Raw genomic sequence first — 22,018 nt, 5'->3', positions numbered from 1 at the left:
GGACAGACACAGGGCTTGCAGCGGGCACAATGGCCGCACCCACGCCCGGCCGCCCTGACGCCCCGGCAGCCCTTCCCCCGGATTCGCCCCCATGAACATCCAGCAGCGCAACAACGTCCAGGTCCAGGGCGCAGGTCCGGCCACCATGGTCTTTGCGCATGGCTTCGGCTGCGACCAGAACATGTGGCGCTTCGTCGCCCGGCATTTCTCGCAGCGCTACCGGGTCGTCACCTTCGACCATGTCGGCTCGGGCAACTCCGACCTGAGCGCCTACCAGCCTTCGAAGTACGCCGAGCTCGCGGGCTATGCCGACGACGTGCTGGAGATCGCCGCCGCCACGGCGCAGGGCCCGACCTGGTTCGTCGGCCATTCGGTGAGCGCGATGATCGGCATGCTGGCCGACCTGAAGTCGCCCGGCACCTTCGCGGCCCACATGATGATCGGCCCCTCGCCCTGCTACATCAACGACGGCGACTACATCGGCGGCTTCACGCGCGAGGACGTCGAATCGCTGCTCGACACGCTGGAGAGCAACTACCTGGGCTGGGCCAGCAGCATGGCACCGGCCATCATGGGCGTGCCCGAACGGCCCGAGCTGGGCGAGGAGCTGAGCGCCAGCTTCTGCCGCACCGACCCCGAGATCGCCAAGCAGTTCGCCAAGACCACCTTCCTGTCGGATTCCCGCAAGGAGGTCGCGCGGCTGCAGACGCCCACGCTCATCGTGCAATCGTCCGAGGACCTGATCGCGCCGCTCGCGGTCGGCGAATACCTCCAGCGCACGCTGCCGCACGGCATGCTGCGCGTGGTCGCCAACACCGGCCACTGCCCGCACCTGAGCGCGCCCGGCCCCACCTGCGACGCGATCGAGGAATTCATCGACGCGCTGCCGCGCCGCTAGCGGGCCCCGCATGTCCGCGGCCGCCTCGCCCGTCCCCGTTCCCGACACCGACGAACTGTTCGACCAGGCCCCCTGCGGTCTGCTGGTGACCGCGCTGGACGGCACCCTGCTCAAGGTCAACACCACGTTCTGCGGCTGGCTCGGCATGCCGCGCGACGCACTCGTGGGCAGCAAGAGGCTGCAGGACCTGTTCACCATGGGCGGACGGATCTTCCACCAGACCCACTGGGTGCCCACGCTGCAGATGCAGGGCTCGCTGGCCGAGGTCAAGTTCGATGTGCGCCGCCCCGACGGGCAGCTGATCCCGATGATCCTCAACGCGCGCCGCCGCAAGCGCGCCGAAGGCGAGTTCGACGAGATCGCCGCCTTCGTGGCACAGGACCGCAACCGCTACGAGCGCGAACTGATGAACGCTCGCAAGAAGGCCGATGCGCTGCTCGAGGTCGAGCTGCAGTCGCAGCGCCTGCTGCGCGACCGTGCCCTGTTCGCCGAGCAGATGGTCGGCATCGTGAGCCACGACCTGCGCAATCCGCTGTCGGCCATCCTGATGGGCGTGCAGTTGCTGGGCCGCGCCGAGAAGACCGAACGCGGCGTGCGCGTGCTGGGCCATGTGCGCAGCTCGGCCGAACGCGCGCAGCGGCTGATCGAGGAACTGCTCGACTTCACGCAGGCGCGCGTCGGCACCGGCCTGGCCGTGAGCCTGCAGCCCATGGACCTGCACGCGCTGACCGCACGCACGCTGGACGAACTCCGGCTCGCCTTTCCCGACCGCGAGATCGTGCACGGCACCCGGGGCCCGGGCGCCTGCGTGGCCGACCACGACCGGCTCGCGCAACTGATCGGTAACCTGGTCGGCAACGCCGCCGCCTACGGCCGGCCCGGCACGCCCATCACCGTCACCTCGGCCATCGAGGCCACGCAGGCCGAACTGCAGGTCCACAACCAGGGCGACCCCATCGACGCCGCCACCCTGCCCACGGTCTTCGAACCGATGGTGCGCGGCGACACCGGCAGCAACACCGTGCGCAGCGTGGGCCTGGGCCTCTACATCGTCAACGAGATCGCGAAGGCGCACGGGGGGACGATGGCGGTGGCGTCTTCGGTGGGGGAAGGGACGGCGTTCACGTTGCGGTTTGGGGCCGGGGTGGGCGCTTAGGGCGGACGGCTGCGGCGCCATGGCCAGTTAAGGCCGCCGCTGCAGGCGGCAACCCGGGCCACTTCATGCCTGGCCACTGAAGCGCTGCGTTGTCAGAGCGCCGGCCTCACGTGCGCAGCGCGCCACGCCGCCGCCAAGGACGCCGCCCGCCCCAACGCCCCGGGCCCGGCTTCGAAGTCCACCACCGTCGCCATATCCACCCCCGGCGGCCGCGTTGGACTCTCCGTACTCCGCCCATCCGTCAACAGCCACAGCCACCGCTGCGCGGACTCATGCTTCGCCAGCAGGATGCCGGCCTGCTGAACGCCCAGCGTGAGAGGCGTGCCCCCACCCCCCGCAATGGGCGTCAGCCAGGCGTCGTTGAATGCGCCTGCGCGCCGAGGCGGCATGCGCAGTTCGACGGTGTTGCCGCCGAAGCACAGCAAGGCCACGCGGTCGCGGCGTCGGTAGGCCTCTTCCATCAACGCCACCAGCACGCCCTTGGCGCGCGCGAGCTTGCCGTCCTTGAGCATGGAGGCGGAGCAGTCGAGCAGGAAGCAATGCAGCGCACCGCTGCGGGCCTCCTGCGGGCGGCGGCGCAGGTGCTCGGGGCGCAACTGGGCCTCGGCGCCGCGAGCCATCAGGGTGCGGGGCCAGTCGTAGGCGCTGCCGCCCATCGGCGATGCGATGTGGCGCGACGTGTCCCGTTGCGTGCCCTGCCTCCGGTCACCCTGGCGTGCGCCAGCGGGGTCGGCGTTCCGGAGGCTCAGGCTTTTTTTGGGGTGGGGGCCGCGGCCATCAGTGGGCGCAGCGGCTTGACGCGTTCGATGCCCACAGGCTCGGGGGGCATCGCGCCCCAGTCGGCGTCGTCATCGGAAGCAGATGTGGAAGCCTCGCCCGATGCGCCGTCGCCCTGGCCGGACGAGGGGCCCGGCGCGTTGGCCTGAGATGACGAAGGGGCCGCGCTCTGCGCCGTGCCCGGCTTGCGCCGATGCAGCAGCACCAGGTCGGCCACCTGCTGCACATGCGCGGTCGTGAGCGTGTCGGCCTGCTCCCAGGCGGCCAGGGCGCGGGCGGCGCGCAGCATCACCAGGTCGGCGCGCAGGCCGTCGACCTGGGCGGCCATGCACAGCGCGCCGACGGCGGCATGCACTTCGTCTTCGTAAGGCAGCGCCTCGCGGTCGGCCACGGTGGCGCGGGCGCGGCCCAGGGCCAGGGCCAGGGCGCCCTGGGCGTCGGCATGGTCGGCACGGAAGCCCTGCGGGTCGGCGTCGAAGGCCAGGCGGGCGCGCACGATGGCCTGGCGCGACGCGGCGTCGTCGATGTTCGAGAGGCGCACGCAGAGGCCGAAGCGGTCGAGCAGTTGCGGGCGCAGTTCGCCCTCCTCCGGGTTCATGGTGCCGACGAGCACGAAGCGCGCGGCATGGCGGTGCGAGATGCCGTCGCGCTCCACGCTGTTGACGCCGCTGGCCGCCACGTCGAGCAGCGAATCGATCAGCGCGTCGGGCAGCAGGTTGACCTCGTCGACATACAGCACGCCGCCATGCGCGCGCGACAGCAGGCCGGGCGCGAACTTCACCTGATGGCCGGCCAGGGCCTGGCCCAGGTCCAGCGTGCCGACCAGGTGCTCGAGGCTCGCGCCCAGGGGCAGCGTGACGAATGGTGCGCCAGTCAGCAGCTCGGCCAGCGCGCGCGCGGCCGTGGACTTGGCCGTGCCGCGCGGGCCTTCGATCAGCACGCCGCCCAGGCCGGGGTCGACCGCGGCCAGCAGCAGCGCCTGGCGCAGTTGCGGCTGGCCGGCGATGGCGGCGAAGGGAAAGGGCAGCGGCAGGGCCGCGCTCGCGGGGGTGGTCATCGGGTTCCTTCCATCTTCTGCTCTTGATCCAGCAGGAGATCTTCTAGTTGTCGCTGGTAGTCGCCAGGTGCCTGCCACAGGCCGCGCTGCATGGCTTCAAGCAGTCTGCTCAGCATGTCGTGCAGCGCCTGCGGGTTGTGGTCCTGGATGAACTGCCGCGTGGCCGGGTCCATCACGTAGGCGTCGGCCACCATCGCGTACTGGTGGTCGCCGACCACGCGCGCGGTGGCGTCGAAGCCGAACAGGTAATCGACGGTGGCGGCCATCTCGAAGGCGCCCTTGTAGCCGTGGCGCTTCACGCCGGCGATCCACTTGGGGTTGACCACGCGCGCGCGGATCACGCGGCCGATCTCTTCCTTCAGGGTGCGCATGCGCGGCGCCTGCGGGTTGCCGTGGTCGCCGTGGTACATCGCGGGCTGCTGGCCGCTCAGGTGCCGCACGGCCGCGACCATGCCGCCCTGGAACTGGTAGTAGTCGTTGGAGTCGAGCAGGTCGTGCTCGCGGCTGTCCTGGTTCTGCAGCACCACGTCCATGGTCTTCAGGCGCTCGACCAGCGCGGCCTGCGCGGGCACGCCGTCGCTGCCCTGGCCGTAGGCATGGGCACCGCCGGCTACATAGGCGCGTGCCAGGTCGTCGTCGCTCTGCCAGTCGCCGCGGTCGAACAGCGGCTGCAGGCCCGAGCCGTAGTGGCCCGGCGCCGAGCCGAACACGCGCCAGCCGGCCTGCGTGCGCGCAGTAGCGGCATCGAGTCCCTGGGCCTCCAGCGCCGCGGCCTCGCGCAGGATGCGGGCGCGGATAGGGTTGCGCTCGGCGTCCTCGTCCTCCTGCGCGGCCACGGCCTGCACCGCGGCGTCGAACATCTGCACGGCCGCGGGGAAGGCGTCGCGGAAGAAGCCCGAGATGCGCAGCGTGACGTCGATGCGCGGACGGCCGATGCCCACGGTGGGCAGCACCTCGAAGTCGACCACGCGCTGGCTGCCGGCCGCCCACTTGGGCCGCACGCCGATCAGCGCGAAGGCCTGCGCCAGGTCGTCGCCGCCCGTGCGCATGGTGGCCGTGCCCCAGACCGACAGGCCCATCGCGACCGGGTACTCGCCATGTTCCTGCAGGTGCAGTTCGACCAGCCGCGCGGCGGACTTGAGGCCCAGCATCCAGGCGGTGGGCGTGGGGATGGCACGGGTGTCGACCGAGTAGAAGTTGCGCCCGGTCGGCAGCACGTCGGGCCGGCCACGCGAGGGCGAACCGCTCGGGCCGGCGGGCACGAAGCGGCCCTGCAGCGCGCGTGAGAGCTGATGCAGTTCCTGCGTGCCGCAGGCGTCGAGGTCGGGCGACAGGCGATGGGCGATGCGGCCGAGCACGGCCTGCGTGTGCGGCATGTCTTGCGGCAGCGCGATGCCCGCATCGGCCTCGTCGAGCAGGCGCTGCGCGAGCAGCTCCAGCCGCTCGCGCGTGTCGCCCGCATGGCGCCAGGGGTCGTCGCTGACCGACTGCAGCAGCGCGGGCCGCGCGCCCAGCCAGGGCGTGGCGGGCTCGATGTCGAGCGGCGCGAAAGCGTCGCCGGGCAGCAGGTCGCGCGACAGCGCATCGAGCAGGCCCGCGTTCTCGCCCGCGCCGTCGGCCGAGGGGTAGCGTGCGAGCGCGAGCAGGGTGTCGCGGCGCAGGCGGCCTTCGGGCGACTGGCCGAACACATGCAGGCCGTCGCGGATCTGCGTTTCCTTGAGCTCGCACAGGTAGGCATCGACGCGCGCGAGCACGGTGTCGTCGTCGGCCGCCGCCGATGGCAACGCGAGTTCCTCGGCCAGGTGCTGCGCGCGCACGGTCGCGAGGATCTGCGCGCGCAGCACGCGGGCGCGGCGCGCATCGACCAGCAGCGCGTCGTAGTACTCGTCGACCTGGCGCTCCAGGTCCTGCATCGGGCCGTGGTTCTCGGCGCGCGTGAGCGGCGGCATCAGGTGGTCGACGATCACGGCCTGCGTGCGGCGCTTGGCCTGCGCGCCCTCGCCCGGGTCGTTGACGATGAAGGGGTAGACGTTGGGCAGCGGCCCGAGGATGGCGTCGGGCCAGCAGGTCTGCGACAGCGCCAGGCTCTTGCCCGGCAGCCATTCGAGGTTGCCGTGCTTGCCCACGTGCACCACCGCGTCGATGGCGAACACGTCGCGCAGCCAGAAGTAGAAGGCGAGGTAGCCGTGCGGCGGCACGAGCTCGGCGTCGTGGTAGCTGGCGTAGTCCTGCGTGCCCTGCACCGCCAGCGAACGCGCGGGCTGGATGCCGACGAACACGCGGCCCAGCCGCAGGCCGGCGATCATGAAGCGGCCCTGGCGCACCGACGGGTCCTGCTCGGGCGCGCCCCAGCGCGCGTCGATGGCCGCGGCCATGCCTTCGGGCAAGCTCGCCAGTCGCGCACGGTAGTCGGCCAGCGCATAGCTCTGCCAAGCCGGGCGCAGCGGCCATTGCGAGGGGTCGTTGGCGATGCCCTGCTGCAGCGTATGCATCAGCGCGTCGCCGTCGGCCGGCAGCTTGTCGGCATCGCCCAGCGCATGGCCTTCGGCCGCGAGCGTGCGCAGGATCGCGATCACCGAAGCCGGCGTGTCGAGCCCCACGCCGCTGCCGATGCGGCCTTCGCTGCCGGGGTAGTTGGCGAGGATCAGCGCCAGGCGCTTGTCCGCGGCGCTCAGGCTGCGCAACTTGCACCAGCGCCGCGCCAGTTCGGCCACGAAGGCGATGCGGTCGGGCTCGGGCTGGTAGTTCACCACCTCGGTTTGCGTGAGTTCGTCGCGGTGCGACAGGCCCTTGAAGCTGATGGCGCGCGTGACGATGCGGCCGTCCATCTCGGGCAACGAAATCTGCATCGCAATGTCGCGCGGACGCAGGCCCTGGCTGTCGGCCAGCCAGTCCTCGCGGTTGCCGCCGCTCACGATCACCTGCAGCACGGGCGCATCGCCCGCGAGCTCGGCCACCGCATCGCCCGCGTTGTCGCCCTGCCCCAGCGCCGCGAAGGCCGTGGTGTTGAGCACCAGTTGCACGTCGTGCGCGCGGCACAGGCCGCGCAGCGCGGAAATGCACAGCGGGTCTTTCAGGGAATCGAGCGCGACCGGCAGCGGGTTCAGGCCTTCGGCCTGCAGCGCGGCGGCCATCGCATCGAAGACCGCCGTGTTGCCCGACTGCAGGTGCGAGCGGTAGAACACCAGCGCCACCACCGGCGCACCGTCGCGCCACAGCGCGCGCAGGTCGTCGATGCCGGCCACCGTGTGCGTGGCGCCGAAGCCGCCGGGCACATGCAGCGCCACCTGCGGCAGGCTGCGCGGCGGCTGCGGCGCCTCGCCATGGCCCAGGCCGTGGAAGGCGATGGCGCGCAGGAACTGCTGCGCATTGGCCGCGCCGCCCGCGCGGGTGTACTGCCACAGCTGGCGGCCCACGTCCTGCGGCAGCGTGCTGCGCGCCAGCAGGTCTTCGTCTTCCTGCAGGTCGCCCGAGAAGATCGCCAGCTGTTGGCCCTTGCGGCGCGCGAGCTTCTCGATCTGCTGCAGCCCGTAGGCCCAGGCCGATTCGGCACCCAGGTGGTCGACGATCACCACGCGCGCATGCTGCAGCACCTCGTCGACATAGAGGTCGAGCGAGGCCGGCTGGCGCAGGTACTGCAGGTTGGCCAGCCGCAGCGAGGGGTAGCCGGGGTCGGTGGCGGCAAGCGCCGTGCGCGCGGCGGCCAGCAGCGCGAGCGTGGTGTCGGCCGAACTCAGCACCACGATTTCGCCTGGCGTCTGGTCGAGCCGGGTGACGACGCTGTCGTCTTCGACGAAGCGGCCGGGCTGGGTGCTCAGCAGGTGCATCGCGCGCCGGCCCGAGGCGTCAGGCCGCGACGGCGACGGCCGCCTGCAGTGCCTCGCGCAGCACGGCCTCGTCGAGGTCCTCGCCGATGAACACCAGCTGCGTGCGGCGGGCCTCGCCCTCGCGCCACTGGCGGTCGAAGTGGTGGTCGAAGCGCTTGCCCACGCCCTGCACCAGCAGGCGCATCGGCTTGCCCGGAATCGCGACGAAGCCCTTGATGCGGTAGACGGTGTGCACGGCCACGATCTGCTCCAGCGCGGCCAGCAGGCGGTCGCGGTCGACCGCGGGCAGGTCGATCACCAGCGAGTCGAACTCGTCGTGGTCGTGGTCTTCCTCGTGGTCGTGGTGGCTGACGCGCTGGTCGATGGTGGTCTCGGCCGCGCGGCCCTGGCCCAGCAGCAGGGCCAGCGGGAGCTTGCCCTGGGTGGCGGCGACGATCTTGACCTCGGCCGGGATCTCGGCGCGGATCAGCGCCTCGACCTGCGCGCGCGCGGCGTCGTCGAGCAGGTCGGACTTGTTGAGCACCACCAGGTCGGCGGCCGAGAGCTGGTCTTCGAACAGCTCGTGCAGCGGCGACTCGTGGTCGAGGTTGGGGTCGGCGCGGCGCTGCGCATCGACGGCCTCGGTGTTCTCGGCGAACTGGCCCGAGGCCGTGGCCGGGCCGTCGACCACCGTGACCACCGCGTCGACGGTGAACACGTTGGCGATCTCGGGCCACTGGAAGGCCTGGACCAGCGGCTTGGGCAGCGCCAGGCCCGAGGTCTCGATGATCACCGCATCGATGTCGCCGCGGCGCGCGGCCAGCTGCAGCATCACGGGCTGGAACTCTTCCTGCACGGTGCAGCAGACGCAGCCGTTGGCCAGTTCGTACAGGGCGCCTTCGCGCTCGTTGCCTTCGTCGTCGCAGCCGATGCCGCAGCCGCGCAGGATCTCGCCGTCGATGCCCAGCTCGCCGAACTCGTTGACGATGACGGCGATGCGCTTGCCTTCGGCGTTGCCGAGGATGTGGCGCAGCAGCGTGGTCTTGCCGCTGCCGAGGAAGCCGGTGACGATGGTGACGGGGATCTTGGCGCTTTGCATGAGGGTGTGGCTTTCTGGGATGGGATGGATCATGCCGGCTCGCGAAGCGCGGGGAGCACCTCGTTCGCAAAGAGCGTCATGCCGGCGAGGGCTTGGGTGTTGTCGAGCAGGCCGTTGGCGTTGAACACGCAGCGCAGCGCATCGATGCCGCTGCGCGCGCGCAGGGCGAGGATCTGCGCATGGCATTGCGCGGGGTCGCCGTGGATGAACTGCTCGCGCAGCATGCGTTCGGGCTCGATGCGCGGCACCTGCTCGGGCGGCACGCCGCGCCTGGCGGCGAAGAATTCGCGGCGCGCCTGCAGCTGGGCCCAGAGGCCGTCGAGCTGCGATTGCACCGACGCGGCGTCGGCGCCGATGCACACGTAGCGCGCCAGCGACGATCGCCGCAGCAAGGTCGAAGGCCGGCCCTGCAGGATGTCGGCCACATGGCCCAGCTGCGTGGTCTCGGGCGGCTCCAGGCTCAGCAGCAGCGGCAGGTCGCGTTCGATCGCGAAGCCCAGCGTCTCGGGGGTGGAGCCGGCCACGTAGAGCGGCACGTGCGCGGCCTGGTCCTGCAGCACGATGCAATTCCGCTCGAAGCGCGCGCGGGTCTGGGCCGCGTCGATGTTCAATGCGGCCAGCGTGGCGGGCTCGGTGCCGCGGCCCACGCCGATGTCGATGCGCCCGCCGCTCTGGAAGGCCAGCTGCGCAATCTCGTCGGCCAGCAGCAGCGGCTGGTGCAGGGGCAGCACCAGCACCGAGGTGCCCACGCGCAGCCGCTCGGTGCGCGCCAGCAGCGCGGCGGCCAGCAGCAGCGGCGACGGGTACGGCCAGTCGGCCGTGGGCAGGCGGAATTCGCTGAACCAGACGCCGTCGAAGCCCAGCCGGTCGGCGGTGTCGAACAGCGCGAAGAAGGCGCGCGGGTCGCCTTGCGTGGCTTCGCGGGTCCAGCCGGCCAGGTCGATGCGCATCATGGGCCGGCCTGCCGGCGCAGCCGCGCGCGCAGCATCACGCCGGGCGGCACGCCGATGCGGTCGAACACCACGCCGAAGCTCTCGTCGAGCAGCGCGGCATGGATCAGCTCCTCGCCGCCGTCGATCACGATGCGGCCGTCGGCCACCACCACGATGCGCTCGAAGTGGCGGAAGGCCAGGTCGAGGTCGTGCATGGCCACGATCACCAGCCGCGTGCGGCCGCGCTGCGCCAGCGCCTCGACCAGCGTGAGCCGGTGCCGCACGTCGAGCGCGGCGCCGGGCTCGTCGGCCAGCAGGATGGGCGGATCGGTCGCGAGCACGGTGGCCAGCAGCACGCGGGCCTGCTCGCCGCCCGACAGCGTGGACCAGCGCCGGCCGCGGAAGGCCTGGAGCTGGTTGCGCGCGATCACCTCTTCGACCGTGGGCCACTTGTTCTTCACCGCCTTGCCGCGCGGCGGCGTGAGGCGCATGCCCAGCAGTTCTTCCAGCACCAGGTCCCAGTGGGGCTCGAAGTGCTGAGGCATGAAACCGATGGCTTGCGCGCGCTCGGCGGCCGGTACGTCGACCACGCGCCGCATGCCCAGGCGCACCTCGCCCTGCGCAGGTGTCTCCAGGCCGGCCAGCAGCGCGAGCAGCGTGGACTTGCCGGCGCCGTTGGGGCCGATGATCGCGACCGAGCCGGTGGCGCCGAAGCCGATCGACACGTCGCGCAGGATGGACTTGTGGCGGCGCGAGACGCCGAGGTGCTGGGCTTCGAGCAGCAGGTTCATGAACGCAGCCTCCGCGCCAGCAGCACGATGAAGAAGGGCCCGCCCGCCACGGCCGTGACCAGCCCCAGCGGGATCTCGGCCGGCGGCAGGGCCGAGCGCGCGATGGCGTCGGCCACGGTCACGACGATGGCGCCGGTGAGCGCCGAGGCCGGCAGCAGCGCCCGGTGCAGCGGACCGACCATCCAGCGCGCGATGTGCGGCGCGGCCAGCCCGACGAAGGCCACCAGGCCGCCATAGGCCACGGCGGCGGCCACCACCAACGAGCCGACGATCACCGCGATGGGCGTGAAGCGCGCCACATCGAGCCCGAAGCCCTGCGCCGCGCGCGTGCCCAGGCCCAGCAGGTCGAGCCCGTGCGCGATGCGCGAGGTGGCCAGCAGGCAGGCCACGCACAGCGCGGCGAGCAGGCCCAGGCCGGGCCACGACGGTGTCTGGATGCCGCCCAGCACCCAGCTCATCACGACCTGCAGGCTCACGGTTTCATCGGACAGCGCGAGCATGAGGAAGGAGCGCAGCGCGCCCAGCATCGCGGCGATGGCCACGCCGGCCAGCAGCATGCCGGCGGCATCGAGCGCGCCTGCCACGCGCGAGACGCCGAGCACCAGCGCGGTGGCGCCCCATGCACCGGCGAAGGCCAGCACGGGCAGCGAATAGGACTGGGGCACGCCCAGCGGCACCAGCAGCGCGACGGTCGCGCCCAGTGCCGCGCCGCCCGAGGCGCCGAGCAGGTAGGGCTCGGCCAGCGGGTTGCGAAACACGCCCTGGAAGACCGCGCCCGACAGGCCCAGCAAGGCGCCGACCAGTGCGGCGGCGAACACGCGGGGCAGGCGCCATTGCAGCAACAGGCGGCTGCGCAGGCTGTCATCGCCGGCGAGGGCGCGGTAGAGGGCTTGAGGGGACGACCACTCGTGGCCGGCGCAAGCGGCGAGCAGCAAGGCGACCGTGAGCACGGCCGCGGCGATGAGCCAGGCGCGGGCGGGGTGGCGTGGGGTGGGTGGGGTCATGGGCTTGGCTCCTTCCCCCTTTGGGGGAAGGCGGGGATGGGGGCTGTCACGATGGAGGCGCTGCCGGCCCCCACCCCTGCCCTCCCCCAGAGGGGGAGGGAGCAAGAAGAAGGTCGCGGGATGTCGGGCTCCTTCCCCCTCTGGGCGAAGGCAGGGATGGGGGCTCGCTCGATGGAGGCGCTGCCGCCCTCACCCCAACCCTCTCCCGGAGGGAGAGGGAGTAAAACCGAAACACTCACGGCCGCACCTCCACCGACCCCAGCCACTTGGCCAGGTTCTCGATCCCGTCGATGGTCCGCGGCCCCGGAATCAGGAACTCGCTGCGCGACACCGTCACCGCGCGCTTGTCCCGCACCGCCCGCATGTCGCGCCAGCCCGGCAGTTGCACCAGATCGTCGAGAGCAGCCTTCGTCCCCGCGAACAGCAGCACGTCCGGGTCCGACGCGAGGATCGCTTCCGGCGACACCTGTGCCACCGCCCCTCGTCCTGCGATCGCGAAGCGGCCACCGGCCATGCGCATCGCCTCGCCGGTGTAGGTGTCGGCGCGCGCCACCAGCAGCATGCCGTTGCCCACACGCCCGGTGATCATCACCATGCGCGGGGCGGTGCGTTGCGCGACCTGCTGCGCCACGGCATCCAGCCGCGCCTGCAGCGACTGCGCCAGCGCCTCGCCGCGGTCGGGCACGCCGGTGGCGCGGCCGATCAGGCGGATGTTGTCCAGCACCTCGCCGACCGAGCGGCTCAGCAGCACGATCACCGGCACGCCGATGCGCGTCATCGGGTCGACCAGCTGGTTGGCCGCCTGCCGCGCGGGCGTGACGATCACCAGGTCGGGCCGCTGCGCGACCACCGCGTCGACCGAGAAACCCAGCCGGCCGCCGACCCTGGGCTTGTCCATGACCTCGGGCGGAAAGCGCGTGTATTCCTCGACGCCGACGATGCGGTCGGCCAGGCCCAGCGAGGTCACCAGCTCGGTGTTCGACGCGAAGATGGTCACCAGCCGCTGCGGCGCCGCGGGCAGCACCACGCTGCGGCCCAGCGCATCGCGGACCTCGATCGGCGCGGCGTGCGAGAGACCAGCCACCCACAGCACTCCGAGCGCCGCGGCTCCCTTCCAGGAACACCGCGGAACCGGCTTCGCCGGGCCGCCGGTGTTGCCCCCTGCAAGGGGGTTGGCGAAGCGACACGAAGTGCGCGGAGACTGGGGGTCCATCAAAAGGTCATCTGCATGCCGACCTGGAACTCGCGGCCCGGCATCGAGGTGCCGCAGCCGCCGTTCTGGAAGCGCGGATCGGCGAGGCACGGCTTCTGGTCGAGCGCGATGAAGATCGGGCTGCGGTTCAGGTCGAACAGGTTGTTGACCGCCGCGAACACCTTCACGCGCTTGTTGATGCGGTAGTCGCCGCGCAGGTTCCACACGGTGAAGGCGCCCTTCCTGTGGATGTAGGTGCTGTAGGGCTCGCCCTGCGGGATCAGCAGCGCTTCCTCGGTGTCGTACCACATCGGTCCACGCAGCAGCGCACCGATCTGCAGGCTCCAGTCGTCGGGCAGCTTGCCCGCGCCGCGGCCGTAGCGCAGGCCCAGCGAGGCCTCGTACTTGTACATGCGCTGCACGCGGTCGGTGTCGAGCGCGGTCGCGCCCTTGTCGCGCATCGTGAAGTTGTAGTAGCCGTTGGCATACGCGTTGAGGCTGTGGGCGCCGGTCGAGAAGTTCAGCGCCTTCGCCAGGTCGATGTTGGCGCTGGCCTCGATGCCGCGCACCACGATGTCGGCCGCGTTGTTGGCGTAGTCCGAGGTGTTGGTGGTCGGGCCGCGCGACACGGTGATGATGCGGTCGGAGATCGTGTTCTGGAACAGCGCCACGTCCACGTTCCAGACCGGCAGCTGCAGCGTGCCGCCGAACTCGATCTGGCGGTTGCTCTCGGGCTTGAGGTTCGGGTTGCCGAAGCTGCGGCCGCCGCCCACCGCGGTGAAGTCCGAGCCCAGCTCGGTCGAGGTCGGCGCGCGGAAGCCGGTCGAGATGCCGGTGCGCAGGTTCAGCACGTCGAGCGCGCGCCAGGTCGCGCCGGTCGACCAGGTGGTCTCGCCGTACGACTGGCTGCCGCTGCGCTGCAGCGGCAGGTTGGGCGTGAAGTCGAAGCTGGTGCGCCCTTCGGTGCGGCGCGCGCCGCCGCGCACCGTCACGCGGTCGTCGAAGAACTTCTGCGAATCCTCGAAGTACAGCGCGTTGACGTGTTCGGTCTGGTTGTTGTCGTAGGGCGCGACCTGGCCGGTGGGGCCGCCGGGCAGCGCGACGCGGAAGCGGTCCGAGCGCAGCCGGCTGCGTTCCCAGTCGTAGCCCAGCAGCAGGTCGTTGCCCTGCCCCAGCTTGAAGCGCGGCTGCAGGCGCGTGCCCAGGATGTCGAGCTTGCGGTCGTTGTAGTCGCTCGAGGTGCCGGGCGTGGCCCGCGTGCCGGAGCGCACCACGGGCGAGGCCCACTTGAACTCGTCCTCGTCGGCCACCGAGTAGATCTGCGCCATCCAGCTGATGCGCTCGTCGGCCGTGCGGCCTTCGTAGGTGAGGTCGGCCGAGGCGTTGGTGCGGTCGTCCTTGCTGATGGTGTTGGCGCCCGATCCGCGGAAGCCGGCGTTGTAGATGCCGTCGGTACGCAGCTTGAGTTCGAGCCGGTTGCGCTCGTCCACCTGGAAGCCCAGCGCGCCCGCGAAGCCGCGGCGTTCCCAGCCGGTGTTGGCCAGCTTGCCGCCGCCCTTGCCCGACTCGTAGTCGTCGCGCTGGCCGCCCGAGACGCCGAAGTACCAGTCGAAGCGCTCGCCGCCGCCGCTGGTCTGCGCATTGGCCTGCACGCCGCCCCACGAACCCACGCTCAGGCCGGCCTGGCTCGGCGGCGCGTTGTAGCCGCTCTTCATGATGATGTTGATCACGCCGCCCATGTTCTGGCTGCCGTAGATCACCGAGGCCGGGCCGCGCACGATCTCGATGCGCTCGACCTCGTTGGCGCTGAGCTTGGAGATGTTGGCCGTGCCGGCGCGCCGGCCGTTGACCAGCACCAGCACCTGGCCCTTGTAGTCGCGGCCCTGGCCGTCGCTGGTGGCGCCGCGGATGTTGATCGAGGTCTGTGCCGCGGTCCATTCGCTGAAGAAGCCGACGGCGTTCTCGGCCAGCAGGTCGGTCACCGACTTGGCGGTCGAGCGGTCGATGGCCGCGCGGTCGATCACCTGCGTGGTCGCGGCGATGCTGGCGCGTGCCTCGGGTCGGGCCGTGGCCGTGACGAAGATCTCATTGAGGGCATCGGCTTCCTGCGCCATGCCCTGGCCTGCGGCCATCGAGAGCAAACCCAGCACGCCCACACGGACCGGGTTCAGGATCATTGTTCTTTTCATGCGTATTCCAACCGTGCCCCGCCACCCCGCGGAGCCCAAACCAGTGATTACGCCGAAGAAGAACGCCTCGCGGCCAAGCCCGGTGCGTGTGTGCACCGGCTTGCCCGGACCCTCGCTCTCCCGCAGCGGCCGAAGCGGTTGCGAAGGCCGGTATCCGGGCTTGCGGACCGTCCTGCATGCGCGTTGCATGCAGGACCGGAAGCCCTCGCCTTCCCACGCCAGAAGGCGCAGTGACTGCCATGCCGAAGAAGGCATGACCTGAGGGTTTCCAAGAGATCCGCTGACCGTTGCGGGGGCAGCGCAGGACTTGTCGCGTCGTGTGAAGACGCAAGGCACCTGCTTCCCGTTTAACCCCGAGACCCTCCGAGGCGGAGAGCGTGCGGGGCACCTTCGAACCGTGCGGGCGCGGCGCTCACAGCGCCGGCCCGACCACAGAATTATAGGAAGGTAAAGAAATCTGACAGCTTGCCGCGCGAGGCTTGCCGTCGGAAGCGGCCTGCTTACTTGGGCAGCAGCACCTTGTCGACCACGTGGATCACGCCATTCGACTGGTAGACATCGGCGATGGTCACGTTGGCGGTGCCGCCCTTTTCGTCGGTCACGGTCACGGTGCCGCCGGTGCTCTTGGCCACCAGCGTGCCGCCCGAAACGGTCTTGAGCGAGGCCATGCCCTTGCCGTCGTCGATCATCTTCATGAGCGACTTCGCATCGACCTTGCCGGCCACCACGTGGTAGGTCAGGATGGTCGTGAGCGTGCCCTTGTTCTCGGGCTTGAGCAGCGTGTCGACCGTGCCGGCCGGCAGCGCGGCGAAGGCGGCGTTGGTGGGTGCGAAGACGGTGAACGGACCCGGGCCCTTGAGCGTCTCGACCAGGCCGGCGGCCTTGACCGCGGCGACCAGGGTCGTGTGGTCCTTGGAATTCACGGCGTTGTCGATGATGTCCTTGGTGGCGTACATCGGCGCGCCGCCGACGGTGACCTGGGCGATGGCGGAGACCGCACCGACCGACAGAGCGGCTGCGAGTGCGAGGGAAGCGAGGCGTGAGAACTTGGCTTGCATGGATGGCTCCTGTTGCGTTCACCGCCACGAAGATGCGCAGCGGGTGAGATGGATACGGCCATCGCCGCGCACTGGATTCAGTCGCTGCAAGAAATCGTGCGACCTCAGAGTTCGCGCACCTCGCCCGGGTCGGGCCGCTCCAGCCATTGCTGCAGTTCGTCGGCCAGCCGCTGGGCCTCGGCCGCGGCGGTACGCCAGGCCTGGATGCGGCCGGCCAGGTCGTTGCCGTAGCGCAGGAAGTCGTTGCGGTCGGGCAGCTTGCCGTTGGGCAGGGTCGCGACCCATTCGGGCGACGGCGCCAGCACCACCATGCTGTCGAGGAAGGGCGTGGCCTTGTGGCGCCACTTGAGGCCCTTGTCGAGCCAGCCCGGCACCACCGCCTGCTGGAAGTGCGGGTAGAGCACGATCCCCCGGGGCCCGGTGCGGTAGTCGAGGTGCAGGTGGTAGTCGGTGATGCCGCCGTCCCAGTAGGCACCGACCGGCGCGCCGGGGATGTCGTGCACCGCCTCGAGCATGAAGGGGATCGAGCACGAGGCCTGCAGCGCGGGCGCGAAGTTGGCTTCGCTCAGCGCCACGCGCCGGGTCGCGAAATCGGTGGTGGCGAAAGGCAGGGCCGCATCCGGCGTGGAGAACACCACCCGCTCCAGCCAGCCGCCCAGCGCCTTGCGCCGCACGCCGTTGACCATGAAGGCGCCCAGGTAGCCCAGCAACGTGCGCCCCCGCCCTTCGCGGCCCAGCAGGTGCCGGCCATGGGCGGTGATCACATGCAGGCGGTAGCGCGGATGCTTCAGCACCTCCTGCGCCCGGCCGCCGTAGAAGCTGCGCAGGCCCTCGCCGAACTGCGCGCTCACCTGCTTCGCCGTGAGCCGCTTCTGGCCCGGCGGGAGTTCGAAGTGCTGCGTGATGTAGCCGTCCTCGAAGTCGCGCAGCGCGCGCATCGGGTCGTCGAGGCAGGCATTGGCCAGGCGCCAGGCGCCGATGGAGGCGCCCACCAGGTCGATGGGCTGGTCGGCGCGCGGCAGCCAGTCGCCGAACAGGAAGCGGTCGATGGGTCCGAGGATCAGGCCCTTGGGGCCGCCGGCCGCGCCCGGCACCACGCGCACGTCCTCGGGCCGCAGGCCCTGCGCTTCGATCAGGCGCCTGGCGGCCGGACCGGCATGGATGCGCAGTGCCTTCATCGGGGAGGCGGCTTACTTGCCGCGCAGCCCCTGCAGCTTGGCGAAGGCGCTGGCCATCTGGCCGGCCGGCTGCGGCGTGTTGTCGCGGCGCGGGCCCTGCTGCTGGCCGCGGCTGGCGCCTTCGAAGCGGTTGTCGCGCGGGCCGTCGCGGCGCGCGGGTGCGGCATCGAGGCGCATCGACAGGCCGATGCGCTTGCGCGCCACGTCGACCTCCATCACCTTGACCTTGACGATGTCGCCGGTCTTGACGATCTCGCGCGCGTCTTCGACGAACTTGTTGGCGAGCTGGCTCACGTGGACCAGGCCGTCCTGGTGCACGCCCAGGTCGATGAAGGCGCCGAACTGCGCGACGTTGCTCACCGTGCCCTCGAGGATCATGCCCTCGACCAGGTCCTTGATGTCCTCGACGCCGTCGTTGAAGCGCGCCACCTTGAAGTCGGGGCGCGGGTCGCGGCCCGGCTTCTCGAGTTCACCCAGGATGTCCTTGACGGTGATCACGCCGAACTTCTCGTTGGCGAAGAGTTCGGGCTTGAGCGTCTTGAGCATGTCGGCGCGGCCCATCAGCTCGGTGATGGGCTTGCCGGTCTTGACCATGATCTGTTCGACCAGCGGGTAGGTTTCCGGGTGCACGCCGGTGATGTCCAGCGGGTTGCTGCCGTCGCGCACGCGCAGGAAGCCCGCGCTCTGCTCGAAGGCCTTGGGGCCGAAGCCCGTGACTTCCAGCAGCTGCTTGCGGGTGGCGAAGGCGCCGTTGGCCTCGCGCCAGCGCACCACCGCCTTGGCCACGCTGGCCGACAGGCCCGAAACGCGCGACAGCAACGGCACGCTGGCGGTGTTCAGGTCCACGCCCACCGAGTTCACGCAGTCTTCCACCACCGCACTCAGCGTGCGCGCGAGTTCGCTCTGGTTCACGTCGTGCTGGTACTGGCCCACGCCGATCGACTTGGGGTCGATCTTCACGAGTTCGGCCAGCGGGTCCTGCAGGCGGCGCGCGATGCTGGCCGCGCCGCGCAGGCTCACGTCCACGTCGGGCATTTCCTGCGAGGCGAATTCGCTGGCCGAGTAGACCGAGGCGCCGGCCTCGCTCACCACCACCTTGTCGATGGCCATGGGCGGCGCGCCGGCCTGGTCGGCCATCTTCGCCAGCAGCTTGATCAGGTCCGCCGCCAGCTTGTCGGTCTCGCGGCTGGCGGTGCCGTTGCCGATCGCGATCAGGTTCACGCCGTGCTTGGCGCAGAGCTTGCCCAGCGTGTGCAGCGAGCCTTCCCAGTCCTTGCGCGGCTCGTGCGGGAACACGGTGGCAGTCTCGACCAGCTTGCCGGTCGCATCGACCACCGCCACCTTCACGCCGGTACGGATGCCCGGGTCCAGGCCCAGCACCACGCGGCGGCCCGCGGGCGCGGCCAGCAGCAGGTCGCGCAGGTTGTCGGCGAAGACCTTGATGGCGGTCTTCTCGGCGTCTTCGCGCAGGCGGGTGAACAGGTCGCGCTCGGTCGAGAGCGAGAGCTTCACGCGCCAGGTCCAGGCCACGCACTTGCGGATCAGGTCGTCCGACAGGCGGGCCGCATGGCTCCAGCCCAGGTGCAGCGCGATGCGGCCTTCGGCGACGCTGGGCTTGCCCGGCTCGGGCTCGACCGGCAGCACCAGCTTGGCGTCGAGGATGTCGAGCGCACGGCCGCGGAACACCGCCAGCGCGCGGTGCGAAGGCACGCGGCCGATGGGCTCGTCGTAGTCGAAGTAGTCGCGGAACTTGGACACGTCGACGTTGTTCTCGTCCTTGCCGGTCATCAGCGTGGACTTGAACAGGCCTTCGGTCCAGAGCCATTCACGCAGCCGCTGCACCAGCGCCGCGTCTTCGGCCCAGCGCTCGGACAGGATGTCGCGCACGCCGTCGAGCACGGCCGGCACGGTGGAGAAATCGGGGCCCGGCTTGCCGTCGTCCAGCGTCTCGGCGGGCTTGAGGAAGGCCTTGGCTTCGACGGCCGGGTCCAGCGTCGGGTCGGCGAAGAGCTTGTCGGCCAGCGGCTCGATGCCGGACTCGCGTGCGATCTGGCCCTTGGTGCGGCGCTTCTGCTTGAAGGGCAGGTAGAGGTCTTCCAGCTCCTGCTTGGTGGCCACGGTGGCGATGGCGATGCGCAGTGCGTCGGTCAGCTTGCCCTGCTCGTCGATGCTCTTCATCACCGCGGTGCGACGCTCGTCGAGTTCGCGCAGGTACGACAGGCGCGCCTCGAGTTCGCGCAGCTGGATGTCGTCGAGGCCGTCGGTGGCCTCCTTGCGGTAGCGGGCGATGAAGGGCACCGTGGCGCCGCCGTCCAGCAGCTCGATGGCCGCCTTCACCTGGTGCTCGCCGACCTTGATTTCGGACGCGAGCTGGCGAATGATTTTCTGCATGTCTGAATGAACCCTGGGCGCGCAATAAAGCGCAGAAGTTTGCCATAGGCCCCGGGGCGCGCCGGGGGGTCACAATCGCTTGCATGTTGATCCGCTTGCGCCGCCTGCTCCGTCTTGTCGCCACCGTGCTGCTGGTGCCGGTGCTGCTGTTCGAGGAATGGGGCTGGGAACCGCTGGCCGCGCAGGTCGCCAAGCTGGCGCGCCTGCCGCTGTGGGCGCGGCTCGAACGCTGGGTGCGCAGCCTGCCGCCCTGGGGCGCGCTGCTGACCTTCGCGCTGCCCGTGATCGCGCTGCTGCCGATCAAGCTGCTCGCGCTGTTTCTGTTCGGCAGCGGCCACTACGCAAGCGGCGTGCTGCTGCTGGGCGCGGCCAAGCTCGCAGGCACGGCGGTGGTGGCGCGGCTGTTCCAGCTGGTACAGCCCACGCTGATGCGCATCGGCTGGTTCGCGCGCTGGTACCCGCGCTGGACCGCATGGAAGGACCGCGTGCTGGGCCTGGTGCGGCAGAGCGCGCCGTGGCGCGCGGTGCGGCAGATGAAGGCGGGAACGCGGCGGTTCTGGCGTTCGTTCTGGCGCCTGCGTTAGGCCTTCCGCCTGCCCTGCACCAGCAAGGCGACGAACACCAGCCCGGCCGCCAGGCTGGTGTGGCCGGTGAAGCTCACCAGCCCCAGGCCCCAGCCCTGCACACCGACCAGCACGCAAAGCGCGAGCAGCAAGGCGCCCCAGCCCGCCACGCGCAGCCGCCGGGTCAGCGACGGCGCGAAGGCATGCCCGAACAGCTCTTCCTGGTGCCGCTCCATGGCCAGCGCCAGCGCGGCGAAGCCCGGCAGGCACAGCACGACAGCCAGCCCGTGACACCAGCCGCTCATGCGCCCTCCCCGGCCGGCGTGGCCGTGGTCGATGCCGCGGCCGGCGCGGCGCGGCGCGCGGGCTTGGGCTTGGGGCTGTGACGCATCGTGCGGATCGCCAGCAGCGCATGCAGCGCGGCCAGGGCCCACAGCGTGAGTTCCAGGCCGGCGAACACCCCGTCGCCGGCCAGGAGGCTGCGCCACAGCGGCCGCTCGGTGGTGAAGGCGCTCACGACCGGCAGCAGCGCCAGCGCGGCGGTGGCGATCCAGAGCTGCTCGATCCAGGCGCGCTTCGCCGGCCGCAGCATCGCGTGCAGCAGCGCCAGCCCCCAGACGATGAACAGCAGGTCGACCTCCCACACGGCGCGCCGGGGCAGATCGAGCGGCAGCAGCCGGTTGCCCCAGAGGAAGGCCGTCATGGCGATCGACAGGCCCGCGATGGCCGCGATGTTCAGCCGCTCCACCAGCCAGAAGCCGAAATAGGGCTTGTCGGGGTCGGGCAGCTTCTGCCGCCGCTTGACGGTCCACATCACCAGCCCCGTGCCCACCATCGCGGTGCCAGCCAGGCTCACGAGGAAATAGAGCCAGCGCGTCGCGGTGTCGCCGAAGCGGCCCAGGTGCAGCGCGTACATCACGCCGCGCGTCTCGGCCGCGGCGCCCACGCGGTCCTTGGTCTCGAGCAGCTTGCCGGTGGTGCCGTCGAACAGCATGTACTGCGGGCTCACCGAAGCACGGCCTTCGTCGCCGCGCGAGACGGTCACGCGCGCGGCGGCATCGCCCGGCAGCGTGATGTTCACGCGCTTGACGTTGTCGCGCCCCCAGCGCGCCTGCGCCTGCCGCACCATGTCGTCGATGGGCGCGAGCGCCGCGGCCTGCCCGGTGGGCTTGCCCGGTGCAATGAAGGCGCTGAGCTCGGCCGAGAGCTGCTGCCGCTCGGCCGCGGTCTTGAAGGCGGCCTGGCTGCCCCAGGGCATGTAGAGCGCGGCCAGCGTGATCAGCCCGGTGTAGGTGATCATGAGGTGGAAGGGCAGCCCGAACACCGACAGCGCGTTGTGCGCATCGAGCCACGAGCGCTGGCCCTTGCCGCCGCGGAAGGTGAAGAAGTCGATGAAGATCTTCTTGTGCGTGATCACGCCGCTCACGATGGCCACCAGCATGAACATCGCGCAGAAGCCCGCGAGCCAGCGGCCCCACAGCACCGGCATGTAATGGAACTGGAAGTGGAAGCGGTAGAAGAACTCGCCGCCGCCGGTCTCGCGCGAGGCCACCTTGTGGCCGCTGACCGGATCGAAGGTGCCGCTCTGGAAAGCGCGCCGGCCTTCGACGCCGGGCGTGCGCCAGAAGGTGCTCACGACGTTGTTGCGCGCATCGGGCAGGCCGATGCTCCACTGCGGGCTGCCGGCCGCGTCGGTGCGCATCGCGTCGGCCACGCGCTGCGCCACCACGGCCGCATCGGGCACCTGGGCCTGGTGCGCGATCTCGGGCCGCATCCACTGCGAGATCTCGTCCTTGAAGTAGCTCACCGTGCCGGTGAGGAACATCGCGTAGAGGAACCAGCCGACCAGCAGGCCCGTCCAGATGTGCAGGTCGGACATGGTCTGGCGGATGCCGCGCGCCTTGGGCGGCGTCTTCTTCTGAAGCTT

At 70.8% G+C, this 22,018-nt stretch carries 17 protein-coding genes and 1 riboswitch; of the genes, 3 read left to right on the top strand and 14 right to left on the bottom strand.

What is annotated here, in order from left to right; all coding sequences use genetic code 11:
• Window positions 1-91 precede the first annotated feature (91 nt).
• Window positions 92-898: an alpha/beta fold hydrolase gene (locus K0H49_RS30180; protein WP_219220688.1), complete on the top strand. Its 807-nt coding sequence runs from the start codon at window positions 92-94 to the stop codon at window positions 896-898.
• 10 nt (window positions 899-908) lie between these two features.
• Complete coding sequence (locus K0H49_RS30175; protein ID WP_219220686.1) at window positions 909-2,054, top strand: PAS domain-containing sensor histidine kinase; 1,146 nt, start codon at window positions 909-911, stop codon at window positions 2,052-2,054.
• A gap of 92 nt (window positions 2,055-2,146) precedes the next feature.
• On the opposite strand, the gene K0H49_RS30170 is transcribed toward K0H49_RS30175, so the two are convergent.
• The 12 genes from K0H49_RS30170 to K0H49_RS30115 all read right to left on the bottom strand — a co-directional run bounded on the left by K0H49_RS30170 (window position 2,147) and on the right by K0H49_RS30115 (window position 19,528).
• Window positions 2,147-2,710, bottom strand: a complete 564-nt coding sequence (locus K0H49_RS30170) for a vWA domain-containing protein (protein ID WP_219220684.1) — start codon at window positions 2,708-2,710, stop codon at window positions 2,147-2,149.
• Between the two features lie 89 nt (window positions 2,711-2,799).
• Window positions 2,800-3,888, bottom strand: coding sequence for an ATP-binding protein (locus tag K0H49_RS30165; RefSeq protein WP_219220681.1), 1,089 nt, complete (start codon window positions 3,886-3,888; stop codon window positions 2,800-2,802).
• Window positions 3,885-7,715: a cobaltochelatase subunit CobN gene (cobN, locus tag K0H49_RS30160; protein WP_219220680.1), complete on the bottom strand. Its 3,831-nt coding sequence runs from the start codon at window positions 7,713-7,715 to the stop codon at window positions 3,885-3,887. Before cobN ends, K0H49_RS30165 begins: the two co-directional genes overlap by 4 nt.
• A gap of 19 nt (window positions 7,716-7,734) precedes the next feature.
• Window positions 7,735-8,793, bottom strand: a complete 1,059-nt coding sequence (gene cobW / locus K0H49_RS30155) for a cobalamin biosynthesis protein CobW (RefSeq protein WP_219220678.1) — start codon at window positions 8,791-8,793, stop codon at window positions 7,735-7,737.
• 29 nt (window positions 8,794-8,822) lie between these two features.
• Window positions 8,823-9,746 carry an LLM class flavin-dependent oxidoreductase gene (locus tag K0H49_RS30150; protein ID WP_257625321.1) on the bottom strand — a complete coding sequence of 308 codons (924 nt, stop codon included), beginning with the start codon at window positions 9,744-9,746 and terminating at the stop codon, window positions 8,823-8,825.
• On the bottom strand, window positions 9,743-10,516 hold the full coding sequence (locus K0H49_RS30145) for an ABC transporter ATP-binding protein (protein ID WP_219220674.1): 774 nt from the start codon (window positions 10,514-10,516) through the stop codon (window positions 9,743-9,745). The genes K0H49_RS30150 and K0H49_RS30145 overlap by 4 nt, the downstream gene beginning before the upstream one ends.
• A complete protein-coding gene (locus K0H49_RS30140; protein ID WP_219220671.1) occupies window positions 10,513-11,520 on the bottom strand; it encodes a FecCD family ABC transporter permease in 1,008 nt (335 codons plus the stop codon). The genes K0H49_RS30145 and K0H49_RS30140 overlap by 4 nt, the downstream gene beginning before the upstream one ends.
• Before the next feature lie 235 nt (window positions 11,521-11,755).
• Window positions 11,756-12,604, bottom strand: a complete 849-nt coding sequence (locus K0H49_RS30135; protein ID WP_374122449.1) for an ABC transporter substrate-binding protein — start codon at window positions 12,602-12,604, stop codon at window positions 11,756-11,758.
• Window positions 12,605-12,732: 128 nt separating this feature from the next.
• The gene (locus K0H49_RS30130) at window positions 12,733-14,901 is read right to left on the bottom strand and encodes a TonB-dependent receptor (protein ID WP_219220666.1); all 2,169 of its coding nucleotides are present in this window, start codon (window positions 14,899-14,901) and stop codon (window positions 12,733-12,735) included.
• A 128-nt stretch (window positions 14,902-15,029) separates the two neighbouring features.
• Window positions 15,030-15,307: riboswitch (cobalamin riboswitch) on the bottom strand.
• A 94-nt stretch (window positions 15,308-15,401) separates the two neighbouring features.
• Window positions 15,402-15,959 carry a fasciclin domain-containing protein gene (locus tag K0H49_RS30125; RefSeq protein ID WP_219220663.1) on the bottom strand — a complete coding sequence of 186 codons (558 nt, stop codon included), beginning with the start codon at window positions 15,957-15,959 and terminating at the stop codon, window positions 15,402-15,404.
• Between the two features lie 104 nt (window positions 15,960-16,063).
• Entirely contained in the window at window positions 16,064-17,137 is a 1,074-nt protein-coding gene (locus K0H49_RS30120; protein ID WP_219220662.1) for a phospholipase, read from the bottom strand.
• Window positions 17,138-17,149: 12 nt separating this feature from the next.
• Complete coding sequence (locus tag K0H49_RS30115; protein WP_219220659.1) at window positions 17,150-19,528, bottom strand: Tex family protein; 2,379 nt, start codon at window positions 19,526-19,528, stop codon at window positions 17,150-17,152.
• Between the two features lie 83 nt (window positions 19,529-19,611).
• Between K0H49_RS30115 and K0H49_RS30110 the strand changes: the two genes are divergently transcribed.
• The gene (locus K0H49_RS30110) at window positions 19,612-20,112 is read left to right on the top strand and encodes a hypothetical protein (protein WP_219220657.1); all 501 of its coding nucleotides are present in this window, start codon (window positions 19,612-19,614) and stop codon (window positions 20,110-20,112) included.
• Here K0H49_RS30110 and K0H49_RS30105 read toward each other — a convergent pair.
• Together K0H49_RS30105 and K0H49_RS30100 are read right to left on the bottom strand one after the other, a co-directional pair.
• The gene (locus tag K0H49_RS30105) at window positions 20,109-20,396 is read right to left on the bottom strand and encodes a DUF3325 domain-containing protein (protein WP_219220655.1); all 288 of its coding nucleotides are present in this window, start codon (window positions 20,394-20,396) and stop codon (window positions 20,109-20,111) included. The genes K0H49_RS30110 and K0H49_RS30105 overlap by 4 nt on opposite strands.
• Window positions 20,393-21,970, bottom strand: a complete 1,578-nt coding sequence (locus K0H49_RS30100; RefSeq protein ID WP_219220797.1) for a PepSY-associated TM helix domain-containing protein — start codon at window positions 21,968-21,970, stop codon at window positions 20,393-20,395. The genes K0H49_RS30105 and K0H49_RS30100 overlap by 4 nt, the downstream gene beginning before the upstream one ends.
• Window positions 21,971-22,018: the final 48 nt, after the last annotated feature.

Source organism: Variovorax boronicumulans, assembly GCF_019352895.1.
Classification (GTDB): domain Bacteria; phylum Pseudomonadota; class Gammaproteobacteria; order Burkholderiales; family Burkholderiaceae_C; genus Variovorax; species Variovorax boronicumulans_A.
This window is presented reverse-complemented; position numbering and strand designations above follow the sequence as displayed.